The following is an 18,129-nucleotide window of genomic DNA, read 5'->3' as shown; positions in this document are numbered from 1 at the left end:
GCCGGGGCGCCCGCGCGGCGTGCGGTCCGCGTCAGCGGCGGCCGGTCAGCCCCTGCTGGATCAGGTCCATCACGGAGGCGTCGGCGAGGGTCTGGGTGTCGCCCACCTGACGGTTCTCGGCGACGTCCCGCAGCAGACGGCGCATGATCTTGCCGGAGCGGGTCTTGGGCAGCTCGGTGACCAGCAGCACCTTCTTCGGCTTCGCGATCGGGCCGATCTCCTTGCCCACATGGGCGCGCAGCAGCGCGGAGACCTCGTCCTCCCCGCCGGCGGCGGCGACCTCCTCCTCGCTGTCGCCGCGCAGGATCACGAAGGCGACCGGGGCCTGGCCGGTGGTGGCGTCCTCGGCGCCCACCACCGCGGCCTCCGCCACCCAGTCGTGGCTGACCAGCGCGGACTCGATCTCCATGGTGGACAGCCGGTGCCCGGAGACGTTCATGACGTCGTCCACGCGGCCCAGCAGCCAGATGTCGCCGTCCTCGTCCCGCTTGGCGCCGTCTCCGGCGAAGTACAGCCCCTCGAAGCGGGACCAGTACGTCTCCCGGAAGCGCTCCGGGTCGCCCCAGATGCCGCGCAGCATGCCCGGCCACGGCTTGTCGAGCACCAGGTAGCCGCCCTGCCCGTTCGCGACGGACTCGCCCGCGTCGCTCACCACGTCCGCGCTGATGCCCGGCAGCGGGACCTGCGCGGAGCCCGGCTTGGTGTCGGTGATGCCCGGCAGCGGGGAGATCATGATGCCGCCGGTCTCGGTCTGCCACCAGGTGTCCACGATCGGGCAGCGGTCCCCGCCGATCACGCGGCGGTACCACATCCACGCCTCGGGGTTGATGGCCTCGCCCACGCTACCCAGCAGGCGCAGCGAGGAGAGGTCGTGCTGCGCGGGGATGTCCTCGCCCCACTTCATCGCGGTGCGGATCGCGGTGGGCGAGGAGTAGAACAGCGAGACCTTGTGCTTGGCGACGATCTCCCACCAGCGCCCCTGGTGCGGGGTGTCCGGGGTGCCCTCGTAGATCACCTGGGTGGCGCGGTTGGCCATCGGCCCGTAGACCACGTAGGTGTGGCCGGTGATCCAGCCGACGTCCGCCGTGCACCAGTAGACGTCGCTGGAGGGCTTGAGGTCGAAGACGTTGCGGTGGGTGTAGGCGGCCTGGGTGAGGTAGCCGCCGGTGGTGTGGACGATCCCCTTGGGCTTCCCGGTGGTGCCGGAGGTGTAGAGGATGAACAGCGGATGCTCCGCCTCCACCGGCACCGGCGCGTGCTCGGTCGAGGCGCCCTCGCGCGCCTCGTGCCACCACACGTCGCGTCCCTCGGTCCACTCGACGTCGCCGCCGGTGCGGCGCACCACGAGCACCTTCTCGACGCTCTCGCCGCCGGCGGCGAGCGCCTCGTCCACCGCGGGCTTGAGCGGCAGCTGCTTGCCGCGGCGGTTCTGCCCGTCGGCCGTGATCACCACCCGCGCCTCGGCGTCCTCGATGCGGGAGCGCAGCGCCTCGGCGCTGAAGCCGCCGAACACCACCGAGTGCGGGGCGCCCAGGCGGGCGCAGGCGAGCATCGCGAACACGGCCTCGGGGATCATCGGCAAGTAGATCGCGACTCGGTCGCCGGTCCGCACCCCCAGATCGGCGAGGACGTTCGCCATCCGGGAGATCTCGTCCTTGACGTCGGCGTAGGTGAAGGTCGCGTCGGAGCCGTCCTCGTACTCGGCCAGCAGCGCGACCTGCGCGCCGTGGCCGGACTCCACGTGGCGGTCCACGCAGTTGTAGGCCACGTTCAGCGTGCCGTCGGCGAACCAGCGCGCGAACGGCGGGCTCGACCAGTCCAGGGTCTCGGTGAAGGGCGTCTCCCAGCTCAGCAGGCTCGCGCGCGAGCGCCAGAAGGCGAGGCGGTCCCGCTCCGCCTCCTCGTACAGGGAGGGACGGGCGACCGCGTTCTGCACGAACTCGGTGGGAGGGGAGAAGGTGCGGGTCTCCTGGGAGAGGTTCTCGATCCCGGGGGCGTCGTCGGACATCAGTGCTCCTGCTTCGCGGGCCCCGGTGCGACCGGGGCGGATGGACGTCGCCCACCGTATCGCAGGAGACCCACGTCACGCGCCCACCGCCCAGGCCGGGACGGGGCGCTCCCGGCCCCTGGCCCGCGGAGCGGGCACGCCCGCCGGATCCGGCGACCGCGACTACCGTGGGGTCCCATGGCCCCCGATCCCGCCGCGCCCTCCCCGTCGCTGCTCTCCCCCGCCCGCCTCGGCGCCCTCGAGCTGCGCAACCGCATCTGGCTGGCGCCCATGTGCCAGTACATGGTGGAGGCGCAGGACGGCGTGCCCACCGACTGGCACCTGGTGCACCTCGGGGCCCGCGCCGCCGGCGGATTCGGCCTGCTCGTCACCGAGGCCACCGCTGTCTCCCCCGAGGGCCGGATCAGCCCCCGCGACACCGGGCTGTGGAACGAGGAGCAGGTGGCGGCCTGGTCGCGGATCACGGGGTTCTGCCGGGACCAGGGCGCGCGGATCGCCGTGCAGCTCGCCCACGCCGGGCGCAAGGCCTCGACCTGGCCGGCGCTGCCGCGGTACCGCGGGCGGCGCGGCACCGTCCCCGAGTTCGCGGCGGGCTGGCGCACCGTCGGCCCCACCCCGGAGCCCTTCCCGGGTCTGGACGCCCCGGATGCTCTCAGCTGGTCGGAGATCGCGGCCGTGGTGGAGGATTTCGTCGCCGCCGCCGAGCGTGCCGAGCGCGCCGGTTTCGACGCCCTCGAGCTGCACTTCGCCCACGGCTACCTGGTGCACGAGTTCCTCTCGCCGCTGGTGAACACCCGCACCGACGAGTACGGCGGGGACGGGCCCGGCCGCCGCCGCCTGGCGCGGGAGATCGCAGCCGCCGTGCGGGAGCGCTGGCCCGCCGAGCGCCCGCTGATGGTGCGGATCAGCGCCACCGACTGGATCGACGGAGGCTGGGACGTGGACCAGTCCGTGGAGCTGGCCCGGGAGCTCGAGCAGGTGGGGGTGGACGCGCTGCACGTCTCCACCGGCGGCGCCGTGATCGCGGACATCGCGGTGGGTCCCGAGTACCAGGTGGGGTTCGCGCGCACCCTGCGGGAGGCGGTGTCGATGCCGGTGGCCGCGGTGGGGCTGATCACCGAGCCCGCCGGGGCGCAGGCCGTGCTGGACCGCGGCGACGCGGACTTCGTGGCGCTGGGTCGGGTGGCGCTGCGGGAGGCCGGTTGGCCTCAGCGCGCCGCCCATGAGCTCGGCGTGCGCGACGGCGGCCTGTACCCGGGCGCCTACCGGCGCGGGGCGTGGTGAGCGGCCGGACGCGGAGGGCGCGGCGATGAGGGTGCTGAGGTCGGCGCGCGGCCTGCGTGCCCGCCTCGCCCTGCGCCCCCGTGCCCTGGTGCTCGTGGACCGGTACGGCGAGCTGCGCGCGGCCGATCTGCTGGACCTGGTGCGCCTGCACCGTCGGCGCACCCGCCGCGGCTCCCGGGCGGTGCGCCTCGCGGACCTCCTGCCCACCGCGCCGCTGCGCCAGGTGCTGGTCACGGCCCTGGCCGCAGACGGGCCGCTGGACCTGCGCACCGGCGGCGCCTCGGGACCGCCGCGTCTGCGCCGGCACGGCGCGCTGAGTCCCTCCCAGCTGCTCACCCTCAGCGACCTGGGTCGCCGCATCGGGCTGCGCCCGGGGCGTCGCATCGCCTGCCTCGCCCCCGGGGTGCACGGCCACGGACTGCTGGTGGCCCTGGGGGCCCTCGGCCTGGGCGCGCCGCTGGTGGACCTCACGCACCTGCCCGTCCCCGAGCAGGTCGCCCTGCTGCACCGCAGCCGGGCCGCTCTCCTCACGGGCCTGCCCGTGCACCTGGAGGCGCTGCTGCGCGCGGAGCAGGGGTCGGGCCGGGACCGCCCCCTGCAGATCGAGCGGATCGTCTCCGGCTCGGACGCCCTCTCACCCGTGCTGCGCGCGGATCTCGCGCGCAGCTACCGGGCCCGGGTGCACGACGTGTACGGCACGGCGGAGACCGGCGTGCTGACCGTGGACGGGCGGCCGCTGCGCGGGGTGCGCCTGCGGGAGGTCGACGGGGTGCTGCGGGCCCGCACCCCGTTCACGGGCGGCCGCGAGGTGGCCACCGATCGCGGCGAGATCACCCCCGACGGCACGGTGCACCTGCGCGGGCGGATCGAGGACCCGCCGACCGACAGGATCCTCCACGACCCGGCCGAGGTGGTGCGGGTGCTGTGCACCCACCCGGGCGTGGAACGGGTGACGATCCGGATGGTGCCCGCCGCGCCCACGGGGGTGCGGACCGTCGCGGAGGTGGAGCTGGGGGTCACCGCCACGGGCGCCGCCGCCCCCACCCCCGAGGCGCTGCGTGCGATGGTGCGGGACCAGCTGGGCGCCGCGGCGGTGCCGGGCGAGGTGCTGCTCAGCAGTCCGGGACGCTGACCGGCACGGCGGTGACGGCGAGCCCGCCCATGGCGGTCTCCTTGTAGCGCTCGTTCATGTCCTTGCCTGTCTGGCGCATGGTCTCGATGACGGTGTCGAGGGAGACGAAGTGCTCGCCCGTGCCGCGCAGCGCGAAGCGTGCGGCGGTGATCGCCTTGACCGCCGCCATGGCGTTGCGCTCGATGCACGGCACCTGCACCAGGCCACCCACCGGATCGCAGGTGAGGCCCAGGTTGTGCTCCATCGCGATCTCCGCGGCGTTCTCCACCTGGGCGGGCTTGCCGCCCATCGCCTCGCACAGGGCGGCGGCCGCCATCGAGCAGGCGGAGCCCACCTCCCCCTGGCAGCCCACCTCGGCGCCGGAGATCGAGGCGTGCTCCTTATACAGCGAGCCGATCGCGCCGGCGGTGAGCAGGAAGCGCACGGCGATCTCGTCCGGGTCCACGCCCTCGATGTAGGTGGTGGCGAAGTGGAGCACCGCCGGGATGATGCCCGCGGCGCCGTTGGTGGGGGCGGTGACCACGCGGCCCCCGGCGGCGTTCTCCTCGTTCACGGCGAGCGCGGCGAGGGAGACCCATTCGAACGCGTTCATCGGCAGGCGCGCCGGGTCCTCCGCAACGAGCGCATCGCGCCAGGAGGCGGCGCGCCGCTTCACCTCGAGCCCGCCCGGCAGCACGCCCGGGGTGCGGGTGCCGCGCTCGATGCAGTCGGCCATGGTGCGCCAGATGGTGAGCAGGCCCGCGCGGATCTCCTCGTCGCTGCGCCACTGCCGCTCGCGCAGCAGCATCGCCTCGGAGACGGAGATGCCGCGGTCCTCGCACACCCGCAGCAGCTCGGCACCGGTGGTGAAGATCGTGCGGCCCTCGTCCTCGGCGGCGACCTCGGCGATCGAGCGGTCCATGTCCGTCTCGTCCACCACGAAGCCGCCGCCGACGGAGAACATCGGGCGCCGCAGCAGCTCCGCGCCCTCCGCGTCCAGGGCGAGGAAGGTCATGCCGTTGGAGTGCTGGGGCAGGAAGGTGAGCGGATGCAGCACGATCGTGGAGGGACGCAGGCTCACCTCGAGGGTCCCGTCGAGCATCAGCCCGCCCTCGGCCTCGATCGTCCGCACCCGCTCGCGCCCCGCCACGGGGTCCACGCTCTCCGGGTCCGCGCCCTCCAGGCCCATCACCACCGCGTCCAGGGTGCCGTGGCCCTCGCCGGTCGCGGCGAGCGAGCCGTACAGGTGCACCGCCACGTCCGCGATCCGCGGGCCCAGGTCCGCATCGGCGAGCGCGTCGCGGGCGAACTGGGCAGCGGCACGCATCGGGCCCACCGTGTGCGAGCTCGACGGCCCGATGCCGATCTTGAACATGTCGAAGGTGCTGATGCTCATCCGGTGCTGTGCCTCCTCGCGTCGCGGCCGCTCCTCGTCGAACGGCCGGTCATGATCCCATCGTCCCCTCAGCGGCCGCCGCGGCGGCGCGGCGCGCCGGAGCGCCCGCGCCCCTTCCCGGCTCCGCCGGACCCGGGGCGGCCGCGACCGGCCCCGGCGTCCTTCCGGCCCGTCGACCCGGCAGCGCCGGAGCCCGAGCCTCCGCGGCCATCGGCCCCACGGCCGCCGGCCCCGCGACCGCCCTCACCGCGCCCGCCGGATCCTCGCGACCCGCCGGATCCTCGCGCCCCGCCGCCGCCTCCGGGACCGCCGCGGCCGGGGCGCTCGTCGGCGCCGTCCTCCCAGGAGGCACGGCGCTCCTCGTTCGCCCGGCGCTCCTCGGCCCGTCGGGCGTCCGCACCCCGCCGGCCGCCCAGATCCAGCTTGCGCGGGGCGCCCTTGTACTTCACGGTGGCCGGATCCTCCACCGGCTCCCCGGCGGGGGTGCGCCCGCCGAGCGCGGCGAGGGCCTCGTGGGAGGCGGAGTCGACCTCCTCCGCCCGCTGCGGCTCCACCTCCGCACCGGCGAGGATGCGCCGGGTGGAGGAGACCTGGTGGGGCAGGGCGAGGGTGACCACGCTGCCGGCGGCGCCGGCCCGGGCGGTGCGGCCCGAGCGGTGCACGTACTCCTTGACATCGTCGGAGGGATCCACGTGCACCACCATCGACACGTCGTCGATGTGCAGGCCGCGGGCGGCGACGTCGGTCGCGACCAGCACCGGGAAGGCGCCCTGGCGGAAGCCGGCCAGCACGTTGGTGCGCAGGCCCTGCTGCTTGCTGCCGTGCAGGGCCGCCGCGGGCACGCCCACCTCGATCAGCTCCTGGGCCACGCGCTCGGCGCCCAGCTGGGTGCGGGTGAACAGCAGGGTGCGCCCCTCGCGCGCCGCGAGCTGCGCGGTGACCTCCCGCTTGGCGGCGGGGGCGATCTCGAGCACGTGGTGGTCCATGCTCTTCACGGCCGCGGTGACGGGGGTGGTCTCGTGGCTCACCGGATCGACCAGGAAGGAGTCCACGATCTGCTCCACCTGTCCGTCGAGGGTGGCGGAGAAGAGCATCTTCTGGGTGCCCATCGGGATCGCCGCGAGGATGTCGCGCACGTCCGGCAGGAAGCCGAGGTCGGCCATGTGGTCCGCCTCGTCGATCACGGTGCTCTCCACGAGGTCCAGCTGCAGCGCGCCGCGCTCGGCGAGATCGATGAGGCGGCCCGGGGTGGCCACCACGATCCCCACGCCCCGCGCGACCGCGTCGGCCTGCTTCTCGATGTTCATGCCTCCGGCCACCAGCTGGGCGGAGGTGCCGACGGCGCGGGCGAAGGGGTGGATCGTGTCCACGACCTGCACGGCGAGTTCGCGGGTGGGCACCAGCACCACACCCAGCGGGCGCCGACGGTGCACCTTGCGGCCGCGGAAGCGGGAGGTCATCGCCAGTGTGAAGGCGAGGGTCTTGCCCGAGCCGGTCTCGGCGCGGGCCAGGACGTCCCTCCCGGCCAGCGCATCGGGCAGGATCGCGGACTGGATCTCGAAGGCGCGCTCGAGCCCCTGCTCCGCGAGGACGGCGAGGACCTCGTCGGGCAGCGCCATGTCCTCGAACCGCTCGGAGCGGTGGGCAGAGCGGCGACGGGCCTTGGGCATGGTGATCCTCCTGACGAATCGGACGCCCCCATCATCCAGCATGCGGCACCAGTGAGAGAATGGGGGCGATGTTGCGCACTCTGATGACCTCGAAGATCCACCGGGCCACGGTCACGCAGGCAGACCTGCACTACGTGGGCTCGGTCACCATCGACCCCGACCTCACCGAGGCCGCGGGTCTGGTGGAGAACGAGCAGGTCTCGATCGTGGACATCACCAACGGTCACCGCCTGGTCACCTATGTCATCGAGGGCGAGCGCGGCAGCGGCGTGATCGGGATCAACGGTGCCGCCGCGCACCTGGTGGCCCCGGGGGACCTCGTGATCATCATGGCCTACGGCCAGCTGGACGCGAGCGAGATCGCCGCCCACCGTCCCCGCGTGGTCCACGTCGATGCGGACAACCGCATCGTGGCGCTGGGCAGCGACGGCGCCGAGCCGGTGCCCGGGATGCGCGACCAGATCGACGGCCGCACCTCCCACGGCCTGCGCTGACCGGCCCTCTCCCCCGCGGCGTCCCCGCGACGCCCCGCGACGCAGCCCACGCCCGGGGTTCCTCCGCCGTCCGGCAGTCGGACGCGGGAACCCCCTTTCCCGAGAATCGTGGAGGATGTCTGACGTGAACTCCTCGCGCTCCTCCTCGCCGCTGTGACCGGGGTCCTGGCCGGGTTCTTCATCGTCTGGTCGATGATCGGCGTGGGCTGGGTGGCCGGGCGCACCGCCGTGCTCGGGCCGCACGCCCGCTTCGTGCTCAACCGGGCCACGTTCTTCATCGCCTCCCCCGCCCTGATCCTGGTGGGACTGCTCGAGTCCGATGTGCGCGAGGTGCTCTCGCTGCCGATGGCGGTGGCCGGCATCTCCGGTCTCGTCACCGGCGCCCTGGTGCTGGCGGGCGTGGCGCTGTTCACCGATCGCCGCGGGCCGGACCTGGTGGTGACCGCGATCAGCGGCTCCGTGGTCAACGGCGCCAACATGGGCTTCCCGATCGCGGCCTACGTGCTGGGCGACATCTCCCACGCCCTTCCGGTGATCCTCTTCCAGCAGGCGGTCTACACCCCGCTGTACCTGTTCGTGCTGCACCGCGTCACCCAGGACGACGCCCCGGGGGCCACCGGCGTGCTGCGCAGCATCGTGGCGAACCCCGTGATCATCGCCTCCGGCGTGGGCCTGGCGCTGGTGCTGGCGGGTGTGAAGGTCCCGCCCGTGGTGCTCGAGCCGGTCCACTCGCTGGCGGACATGGCCATCCCCGCGATGCTGCTCGCCTACGGCCTCTCCCTGCACGGCTCCCGCCCGCTGGCGAAGGACGACGGCTACCGCGGCCTGATCGCGGTGGCGACCTCCTCGAAACTGCTGCTGATGCCGGTGATCGCCCTCGGGGTAGGGCTGCTGCTGGGGCTGCGGGACGCCTCGCTGTACGAGGTGGTGGTGATGGCGGCGCTGCCCACCGCGCAGAACGTCTACGTGGCGGCCGCCCGCTACCGCGCCTCCGAGAACCTCGCCCGCGACACGGTGCTGCTGACCACCGTCGGCACGGTGCTGGTGCTCCTGCTCCTCTCCGGCGTGCTCGGGGTGTGAGGGCGGAGCGAGCCCGCCCGGGACGCGCCGGAGAGGCCCGTGCCCGAGAGCGGGGCGCGCTAGGATGGGCCCGTGACTCGACGGCTCCTGCTTATGCAGCCGCGTCGGACAAGGCCCGCGCCCACCCCGCGCTCCTGAGAGCGCGCCCGGTGCGCACGTGAGGCACCGACGCGGCTCCCCTCGCCTGCGCGAGGGTTTTTTCATGTCACGAGACGCCTGGCGGCTTCGGCCGCACTGATCCTTCGGAGGACGATTCACCCATGAGCGAGGCCCCGCACCGGTACACCGCGGCGATGGCGGACGAGATCGAGCTGCGCTGGCAGCAGCGCTGGGACGAGGAGGGCACCTTCCACGCCGACAACCCCGTCGGCGCGCTGCGCGGCGCGGCCGAGTCCCTCGAGCAGGCCGCCTCCGCGGAGGTCCGCGAGAAGATGTACATCATGGATATGTTCCCCTACCCCTCGGGGTCGGGGCTGCACGTGGGCCACCCGCTGGGCTACATCGCCACCGACGTGGTGGCCCGCCACCAGCGGATGCTGGGCCGGAACGTCCTGTACACGATGGGCTACGACGCCTTCGGCCTGCCGGCCGAGCAGTACGCGGTCCAGACCGGCACGCACCCGCGCACCACCACCGAGGCGAACGTGGCGAACATGCGCCGGCAGCTGCACCGGCTGGGGCTGTCCCACGACGCCCGCCGCTCGTTGGCCACCACCGACCCCGAGTTCGTGAAGTGGACGCAGTGGATCTTCCTGCGCGTCTTCGACTCCTGGTACGACCCGGACGCCCCGAACGCCGACGGCATCACCGGGCGCGCCCGGCCGATCGCCGAGCTGCGCGAGGGCCTGGGTGCGGGCACGATCGACCCCTTCGCGCTGGCTGATCGGCAGGGGCTGGAGCTGCCGGAGGCCTGGCAGGGACGCGACGCCGCCGAGGTCCCCGCCGCGAGCGAGGCGGAGATCGCGCAGCTGGCGGACTCCTTCCGCCTGGCCTACATCTCCGAGACCCCGGTGAACTGGTGCCCGGGCCTGGGCACGGTCCTGGCCAACGAGGAGGTCACGGCCGAGGGCCGCTCCGAGCGCGGGAACTTCCCTGTGTTCACGCGGCGCCTGCGCCAGTGGAACATGCGCATCACCGCCTACGGCGACCGCCTCATCGACGACCTGGACCGTGTGGACTGGCCCGAATCGATCCGTGCGATGCAGCGCAACTGGATCGGCCGCAGCCACGGCGCCGAGATCACCTTCCCCGTCTCCGGCCTGTCCGACGGCTCCGACGCGGCGTTCGACGTGTTCACCACGCGCGCCGACACCCTGTTCGGCGCCACCTTCTGCGTCCTCTCCCCCGAGCACTCCCTGCTGGCCGACGCCTCCGCCCTGCCCGAGGCCTGGCCTGAGGGCACGAAGGAGGCGTGGACCGGCGGGGCGGCGAGCCCGCGCGAGGCCGTCACCGCCTACCAGGCGCGCGCCGCCTCCCTGGACGAGGACGAGCGCACCGCCGAGGGGCGCGAGAAGACCGGCGTGTTCACCGGGCTGGTCGCGACCAACCCGATGGACGGCCGTGCGCTGCCCGTGTTCACCGCCGACTACGTGCTGACGGGCTACGGCACCGGCGCGATCATGGCCGTGCCCGCCGAGGACGAGCGGGACTTCGCCTTCGCGGACCGCTTCGACCTGCCGGTGATCCGCACCGTCCGCCCGCCGGAGGACTTCGAGGGCGGGGCCTGGACCGGGGAGGGCGAGAAGATCAACTCCGCCTCCGCGGACCTGGATCTGAACGGCCTGGACAAGGACGAGGCGAAGACGCGCGCGACCGCGCACGCCGAGGAGAAGGGCTTCGGCCGGGCGCGGACCACCTACCGCCTGCGGGACTGGCTGTTCTCCCGCCAGCGCTACTGGGGCGAGCCCTTCCCGATCGTCTACGACCCGGCCGATCCGGAGACCCCGATCCCGGTGCCGGACTCGATGCTTCCCGTGGACCTGCCGGAGGTCGCGGACTTCTCCCCGAAGACCTTCGACCCCCTGGACGCGGACACCGAGCCGCAGACCCCGCTGTCGCGGGCGAGCGACTGGGTCGACGTCGAGCTGGACCTCGGCGACGGCCCGAAGATCTACCGTCGCGAGACGAACACGATGCCGCAGTGGGCCGGCTCGTCCTGGTACCACCTGCGCTACATCGATCCCACCGAGGACGAGGTCCTGGTGCGCCCCGAGAACGAGAAGTACTGGCTGGGCACCCGTGAGGACGGCGGCGTCGGCGGGGTGGACCTGTACGTGGGCGGCGTGGAGCACGCGGTGCTGCACCTGCTGTACGCCCGCTTCTGGCACAAGGTGCTCTTCGACCGCGGGGACGTGAGCAGCCAGGAACCCTTCCACCGCCTGTTCAACCAGGGCTACATCCAGGCCTTCGCCTACACCGACGCCCGCGGCGTGCACGTGCCCGCCGAGGACGTGGTCGAGGAGGCCGACGGCACCTTCACGTACCAGGGCGAGCCGGTCGCCCAGGAGTACGGGAAGATGGGCAAGTCGCTGAAGAACGCCGTCGCGCCCGACGACATGTACGAGGAGTACGGCGCGGACACGCTGCGCGTGTACGAGATGTCGATGGGCCCGCTAGATCTCTCCCGCCCCTGGGAGACCCGCGCCGTGGTGGGCTCACAGCGCTTCCTGCAGCGCCTGTGGCGCCTGGTGGTGGACGAGGAGACCGGGCGCCTGACCGTCACCGACGAGCCCGCGGACCTGCCCACGACGCAGGCCGTGCACCGCACGATCGACGGCGTGGGCCGCGACATGGAGCGGATGCAGTTCAACACCGCGATCGCGAAGCTCATCGAGCTGGTGAACCACCTGACCAAGCAGCTCACCGCCACCGGCACGGTGCCGCGCGAGGCCGTCGAGCCGCTGGTGCTGATGGTCGCGCCGCTCGCCCCGCACCTGGCCGAGGAGCTGTGGGTGCGGCTGGGGCACACCGGCGGCGTCTCCCGCATCCCCTACCCGGTCGCGGAGCCCGAGCTGCTGAAGGCCGAGCAGGTCACCTGCGTGGTGCAGGTCAAGGGCAAGGTGCGCCACCGGCTCGAGGTCGACCCGGAGATCTCCGCGGAGGATCTCGAGGCGGCCGTGATGGCCGAGCCGCGGGTGCAGGAGCTGCTGGAGGGCCAGACCCTGCGCAAGGTGATCGTCCGCGCGCCGAAGATCGTGAACCTGGTGGTCTGAGCCCGCCGCACCGAGGACGGCCCCGGCACCCCCGCACCACGAGCGGGAGGTGCCGGGGCCGTCGGGCTGTGGGGGGCGGGGGCCCGGGCGTCGACACCGCCCGCCACTCCCCCTCCCCACCGCCGGTTCGTCCACAGCGCCGGCCCGGTCCGCGCGAGGCATCGGGCCCCGTGCCTACGGTCGCGGCATGGATACTTTCTGGGGCAGTCAGACGGAGTCGCTGAGCGATCTGGGGGCCGTGTTCGGCCGGCGCGCCGAGAGCACGCGCCGGCGGATCGGCGAGGTGGGCGTGGCCGTGCGCGCGGTGATGTGGGTCGGGCCGGACGCCGAGGAGTTCCGACGGCAGGCCGAGGAGTGGACGGAGACGGCGATCGGGGTGGTCGAGGCCCTGCGGCGGCTCGGCGAGCTGCTGGAGGGCGAGGCGGAGGAGCAGGAGCGCTGCTCCGCCCCGGAGGAGGGCGGCGCGGCGCCGACGGGCCCGACGTCCCCGGACTCCCCGTTCGCGGACTCGCCCTGGCCCTTCCTGGGCCCGCCGAAGCTCCGGCAGGGTGATCCCTCCGGGCAGGGCGGCGACCCCTCCTTCCCCTCGCACTGGGGTCCCTGGGTCGGCGGGCCGCTCATGGGGCCTGCGCCGTGGGAGCGGGAGCCCTTCCCGCCGCTGCCCGACGGCGAGGATCTGCTGCTGGACCCTGCCGCCGTCGAGGACGGCGCGGGCATCCGCCGCGGCCTGGTCCGCATGATCCCCGGCGGAGGGCCGATCCAGGCGCTCCCGGGCCTGCACGAGAGCGTCGGGGGCGTGCTGGACGGTGCGCAGCGGGGCCTCGAGGAGCACGGCCTGGGCCGCCTCGCTCCGGTGCTCGCACCCTTCCGCGTCTCCCATGCGTTCTCCAGCGTCGCGGTCGGGGAGGAGTCCGTGCTGGTGAACACGCTCGACGGTGTGGACCGGAGCATCGGGAACCTGCTCCAGACGGGGGACGAGGTCTCCACCGCGATCGGCGAGGGGGACCTCGGCGGCGCCGCGGGCGCCCTGGAGCGCGGTGCCTACCGCCACACCGAGGTGTTCGGGGATCTCCTCACCACCACCAGCGTGCCGGCGCTGGCCGGTGCCACGGCCGACGTGCTCGACGTCGGCGCGGACACCACGGAGCTGTTCTCTCCCGGGGCCGCCGGGCCGCTGCGCGAGGCGCAGCACGCCGCCGAGCAGCTGGGCACCGACTGGGAGGCGGGCCGCGAGGACCTCACAGACACGGGCAGGCTGTACGCGATGCGCCGCGAGCACATGCCGATGCCCTGGGACGCCCGGGGCTGAGCCGTCGGGCGGGCGCTGCCGACGCCGCAGCAGGGCCCCCGCCGCGGCCGACGGCGCGGCGGGGCCGATGCGTGCGATGGCACGCCTCGGCCCCGCCGGCCCTCAGGAGGGCTGGTCCGTCGGCTCTCCGGCCGGCGCCTCCCCCGCGGCCGTCGCCGCGTACGCCGGCGTGTCCACCGGCGAGGCCTCCTCGTCGAGCACGGTGAGGGCGAGCCCCCCGCCCTGCGGTCCGGCATCGACCCGGACCCGCTGTCCGTCCTCGACCTCGCCGCGCAGGATCAGCCGGGCCAGGCCGTCGCCGATCTCCTTCTGCACCAGCCGCTTCAGCGGGCGCGCCCCGTAGAGCGGGTCGAAGCCCTCGGCGGCGAGCCACCTCGTCGCCGCCTCGGAGACGTCCAGGGTGATGCGGCGCTCGGCGAGCCGCTCGGCGACCTCCTCCACCTGCAGGGTGACGATGCGGCTGAGCTGCTCGCGATCCAGCGCCTCGAACATCACGACGTCGTCGAGGCGGTTGAGGAACTCCGGCTTGAACGAGGCCCGCACCACCTGCATCACCCGCTCGTGCTTCTCCTGCTCCGCGAGGGCGGCGTCCTGCAGGACGTGCGCGCCCAGGTTCGAGGTGAGGATGAGGATGGTGGAGCGGAAGTCCACCGTGCGTCCCTGACCGTCGGTGAGCCGGCCGTCGTCGAGCACCTGCAGCAGCACGTCGAACACGTCCGGGTGCGCCTTCTCGATCTCGTCCAGCAGCACCACCGAGTAGGGCCGGCGGCGCACCGCCTCGGTGAGCTGACCGCCCTCGTCGTAGCCCACGTACCCCGGAGGGGCACCCACCAGGCGGGAGACGGTGTGCTTCTCGCCGTACTCGGACATGTCGATCCGGATCATCGCGCGCTCGTCGTCGAAGAGGAACTCGGCGAGCGCCTTGGCCAACTCCGTCTTGCCCACGCCGGTGGGCCCGAGGAACAGGAACGAGCCGGTGGGACGATGCGGGTCCGCGATCCCGGCCCGTGCCCGGCGCACCGCGTCGGAGACCTCCGCCACCGCGCGCCGCTGACCGATCAGGCGCTGGCCGATGATCTCCTCCATGCGGAGCAGCTTCTCGCTCTCGCCCTGCAGCAGGCGCCCGGCCGGGATCCCGGTCCAGGCCCCCACCACCTCGGCGATGTCCTCCGCACCCACGTGATCGGCGACCATCGGCCGCTCGGTCCCGCCCTCGGCGCCGGCCTCCGTCTCCTCGGCCTCGCGCAGCTGCTCCTTGAGGGCGGGGATGTCCCCGTAGAGGATCTTCGAGGCGGCGGTGAGGTCGCCCTCGCGCTGGGCGCGATCGGCCTGCATGCGCAGCTGCTCCAGCTGCGCCTTGAGGTCGCCCACGAGGTTCAGGCCGGCCTTCTCCCGCTCCCAGCGGGCAGAGAGCTCGTCCATCTGCTCGGTGCGGTCGGCCAGCTGCGCCCGCACCGAGTCGAGGCGGGCCAGGGAGCCGGGATCCTCGCTGCCGGAGAGCGCGAGCTCCTCCATCTTCAGGCGGTCCACCTGGCGGCGCAGGATGTCCAGCTGCTCGGGCGAGGAGTCCAGCTCCATCCGCTGGCGGGAGGCGGCCTCGTCCACCAGGTCGATCGCCTTGTCCGGCAGCTGGCGCCCCGAGATGTACCGGGAGGACAGCGTCGCCGCGGCGACCAGCGCGGAATCGGTGATCGTCACCTTGTGGTGGGCCTCGTACTTGTCCTTCAGGCCGCGCAGGATCGTCACCGTGTCCTCCACGCTCGGCTCCCCCACCAGCACCTGCTGGAAGCGGCGCTCGAGCGCGGGATCCTTCTCGATGTTCTCGCGGTACTCGTCCAGCGTGGTCGCGCCCACCATCCGCAGCTCGCCGCGGGCGAGCATGGGCTTGAGCATGTTCCCGGCGTCCATCGAGCCGTCGCCGGAGCCACCGGCGCCCACCACCGTGTGCAGCTCGTCGATGAAGGTGATGATCTGCCCGTTGCTGGTGCGGATCTCGTCGAGGACGGCCTTCATGCGCTCCTCGAACTCGCCGCGGTACTTGGAGCCGGCGACCATCGAGGAGAGGTCCAGCGAGATCAGTCGCTTGCCGCGCAGCGAATCCGGGACGTCCCCGGCGACGATGCGCTGGGCGAGTCCCTCGACCACGGCGGTCTTGCCCACGCCCGGCTCGCCGATCAGGACGGGGTTGTTCTTGGTGCGACGGCTGAGCACCTGCACGACGCGGCGGATCTCCGCGTCCCGACCGATCACCGGGTCGAGGCGGCCCTCCCGGGCCATCTCGGTGAGGTCGACGCCGAACTTCTCGAGGCTCTGGAAGGTGCCCTCGGGGTTCTGCGAGTCCATCTGGTTCATGCGATCTTCTCCTGGGGTCAGGGACTGGACGGCATCGCGCAGAGCCTTCGGCGCGGCGCCGACAGCGGCGAGCTGTCGGGCGGCCTCGTCCTTGCCGAGCGCGATGCCGATCATCAGATGCTCGGTGGACAGGTAGGTGCGGCCGGCGGCGTCGGCCTCGCGGCGGGCGGCCTCCAGGGCGTCGTACCCGGTGCCCACGAAGGTCGGGGACGCCCCGCCGGTGGTGCGCGGCAGCGCGTCGATCGCGGCATCGGCGCGGGCGAGCACGTCGTCCGCCGACGCGCCGACGGCCTCGAGGGCGGCACGGCCGATCCCGTCGCGCTGGGCGGCGAGCGCCGAGAGCAGATGGAGCGAGCTGATCTGCGGATTGCCGCGCTCCACGGCCTTCTCCGCGGCGGCGGTGACCGCCTCCTGCGAACGGGTGGTGAACTGGAACTCCACGGGGCTCCTCTCCTCGAACTCGGGCGCCGGAGGCGGGATGCCGCGGCGTGCACCAGAGACAACGGCAGACAAGTTGAGTCTATTCCGCTCAACCTGACGAGATCGTGCTGCAACGGCCCGGCGGGGCGCCGGGCCGTCCGGACGCGGAGGACGCACCGTGAGCCGCGCCCGCACGGCCGGGCGCCTCGCCGTCGCGACGAGCCGCTGCACCCCGCAGGCGCTGTCCACAGCGCCCTCCGTGTGCCCTGGGACACCTGTAGCATCCCACCGAGAGCATGCCACGACCGTCCCGGGGAACCGACGGCGGGCACCTGCTCCGCCGCACCGTTCCGACGCCCTGAGCGAGGCCTCATGTCCCAGCCCCCTCCTCCGCCGCAGTCGCCGCACGGCGACCGTTCCACGCCCCGTGCGAGACCGCGCCCCGGCGCGGCGGCCCCCGCCGCCGATGCGCCCGAGTTCCAGGCCCGGCCCCGCTTCCAGGACTACGGGAACCCGCGTGCCTACGACACCTCGGTGCGCCGCGCCTCCGGCCTCACCGCCGCCCGCTTCGCCCCGGCGCAGATCCACCGGCCCGAGGCGGCCCAGCCGCAGTCCGCCTGGTCCACGCAGATGCGCCGCGCCCAGGAGGTCACGCAGGTCGCCGCGAAGCCCCCGACGGTGAGCATCCTGGTGTGGATCGCGCTGATCGCGCTGGGCTTCGCCCTGCTGGTGGTGCTGGGCCTCTTCTTCCTCCAGTTCGTGGTGCTCTCGAGCGCGAATCCCGTGTGGTGGCCGGTCACCGCCTTCCTGGCCGGGATCTCGCTGACGGTCATCGCCCTCACCATGCTCATCGCGGACCGCTGGGATCCTCAGCCCCTCCCCCTGCTGCTCATCGCGGTGTTCTGGGGTGCGGCCATCGCCGTGGGCATCAGCTACGTGCTCAACACCGTGAACCGCGAGCTCGTCTACGCCGTCACCGGCAGCGACTCCGCGGCGGACTTCGCCGGCGCGGTGATCAGCGCCCCGCTGGTGGAGGAGACCTCCAAGGGCGCGGGGCTCCTGCTGCTGATGCTACTGGCGCGCCGCTACTTCAACGGCCCGCTGGACGGCCTGATCTACGGCGCCCTGCTGGGCGGCGGCTTCGCCTTCACCGAGAACATCCTCTACTACTCCCGGCAGCTCGAGGAGTTCGGTGCCTTCGGCGTGGCGCTGCTCTTCGTGATCCGCGGCGTCCTGAACATCTTCGGCCACGCCATCTACGTCTCGCTCACCGGCGTGATCGTGGGGTACGTGGTGCGCAAATGGGGCTCGATCATGGGATTCCTGGTGTTCCTCCCCGCCCTCATCCCCGGCATGCTCCTGCACAGCGCATGGAATCTCGCCGCCACGCTCGGCGGCGGCCTCGTGGTGCTGCTGGTGATGAGCGCGGTGCAGGCGCTGATCTCGCTGTGCTGGCTGATCCTCATCGGCGTGCTGATGTGGGACGAGTCCCGCCTCACCCGGGTGCGCCTGGGTGACTACGCGAACCAGGGCTGGCTCACCCACGAGGAGGTGGACATGCTCGCCACCTGGAAGGGCCGGCGCGAGGGGAAGCGGTGGGCCGCCCAGATCGGCGCCAAGCCGGTGATGAAGCGGTTCATCCGCGAGAGCGCGGACCTCGCCTCGATCCGTCAGCGACTGCTCGCCGACGGCGCGAACCCCAAGGTGGCCGAGATCGAGCGGACCCTGCTGGAGCGTCTGTCCCGGAACCGGCAGGAGCTGCTCGCGGCGGCGCGCTGAGCCCGCCTCCTGGG

At 73.2% G+C, this 18,129-nt stretch carries 11 protein-coding genes; 7 read left to right on the top strand and 4 right to left on the bottom strand.

Going from position 1 to position 18,129, the window contains the following annotated elements:
- Positions 1-31: 31 nt before the first annotated feature.
- Complete coding sequence (acs, locus tag DWV08_RS03575) at positions 32-2,008, bottom strand: acetate--CoA ligase (protein ID WP_115412552.1); 1,977 nt, start codon at positions 2,006-2,008, stop codon at positions 32-34.
- A 177-nt stretch (positions 2,009-2,185) separates the two neighbouring features.
- Here acs and DWV08_RS03570 point away from each other — a divergent pair, with 177 nt between their 5' ends.
- Both DWV08_RS03570 and DWV08_RS03565 read left to right on the top strand, forming a co-directional pair.
- Positions 2,186-3,292: an NADH:flavin oxidoreductase/NADH oxidase gene (locus DWV08_RS03570; protein ID WP_115412551.1), complete on the top strand. Its 1,107-nt coding sequence runs from the start codon at positions 2,186-2,188 to the stop codon at positions 3,290-3,292.
- Between the two features lie 25 nt (positions 3,293-3,317).
- Entirely contained in the window at positions 3,318-4,424 is a 1,107-nt protein-coding gene (locus DWV08_RS03565) for an AMP-binding protein (protein ID WP_115412550.1), read from the top strand.
- On the opposite strand, the gene DWV08_RS03560 is transcribed toward DWV08_RS03565, so the two are convergent.
- Together DWV08_RS03560 and DWV08_RS03555 are read right to left on the bottom strand one after the other, a co-directional pair.
- The gene (locus tag DWV08_RS03560) at positions 4,405-5,799 is read right to left on the bottom strand and encodes an L-serine ammonia-lyase (protein WP_115412549.1); all 1,395 of its coding nucleotides are present in this window, start codon (positions 5,797-5,799) and stop codon (positions 4,405-4,407) included. The two genes, DWV08_RS03565 and DWV08_RS03560, sit on opposite strands and share 20 nt — an antisense overlap.
- Before the next feature lie 68 nt (positions 5,800-5,867).
- Complete coding sequence (locus DWV08_RS03555; RefSeq protein WP_115412548.1) at positions 5,868-7,469, bottom strand: DEAD/DEAH box helicase; 1,602 nt, start codon at positions 7,467-7,469, stop codon at positions 5,868-5,870.
- Positions 7,470-7,537: 68 nt separating this feature from the next.
- On the opposite strand from DWV08_RS03555, the gene panD reads away from it, so the two are divergent.
- The 4 genes from panD (at position 7,538) to DWV08_RS03535 (ending at position 13,564) form a co-directional block, all read left to right on the top strand.
- Complete coding sequence (panD, locus tag DWV08_RS03550) at positions 7,538-7,963, top strand: aspartate 1-decarboxylase (RefSeq protein WP_115412547.1); 426 nt, start codon at positions 7,538-7,540, stop codon at positions 7,961-7,963.
- 153 nt (positions 7,964-8,116) lie between these two features.
- Positions 8,117-9,043 (top strand): AEC family transporter, encoded by a 927-nt coding sequence (locus DWV08_RS03545; RefSeq protein WP_115412546.1) that lies wholly within the window; start codon positions 8,117-8,119, stop codon positions 9,041-9,043.
- A 260-nt stretch (positions 9,044-9,303) separates the two neighbouring features.
- On the top strand, positions 9,304-12,255 hold the full coding sequence (gene leuS, locus DWV08_RS03540) for a leucine--tRNA ligase (RefSeq protein ID WP_115412545.1): 2,952 nt from the start codon (positions 9,304-9,306) through the stop codon (positions 12,253-12,255).
- A gap of 187 nt (positions 12,256-12,442) precedes the next feature.
- On the top strand, positions 12,443-13,564 hold the full coding sequence (locus tag DWV08_RS03535; RefSeq protein WP_127097494.1) for a hypothetical protein: 1,122 nt from the start codon (positions 12,443-12,445) through the stop codon (positions 13,562-13,564).
- 102 nt (positions 13,565-13,666) lie between these two features.
- Here DWV08_RS03535 and DWV08_RS03530 read toward each other — a convergent pair whose 3' ends face one another.
- Positions 13,667-16,357, bottom strand: a complete 2,691-nt coding sequence (locus DWV08_RS03530; protein WP_241237311.1) for an ATP-dependent Clp protease ATP-binding subunit — start codon at positions 16,355-16,357, stop codon at positions 13,667-13,669.
- A 351-nt stretch (positions 16,358-16,708) separates the two neighbouring features.
- On the opposite strand from DWV08_RS03530, the gene DWV08_RS03525 reads away from it, so the two are divergent.
- Positions 16,709-18,115 (top strand): PrsW family intramembrane metalloprotease, encoded by a 1,407-nt coding sequence (locus DWV08_RS03525; RefSeq protein WP_115412543.1) that lies wholly within the window; start codon positions 16,709-16,711, stop codon positions 18,113-18,115.
- Positions 18,116-18,129 lie beyond the last annotated feature (14 nt).

This window comes from Brachybacterium saurashtrense (assembly GCF_003355475.1).
GTDB classification, from domain to species: Bacteria; Actinomycetota; Actinomycetes; order Actinomycetales; family Dermabacteraceae; genus Brachybacterium; species Brachybacterium saurashtrense.
Note: the sequence above shows the minus strand (reverse complement) of the source record. Positions and strands in the feature narration are given on the sequence as shown.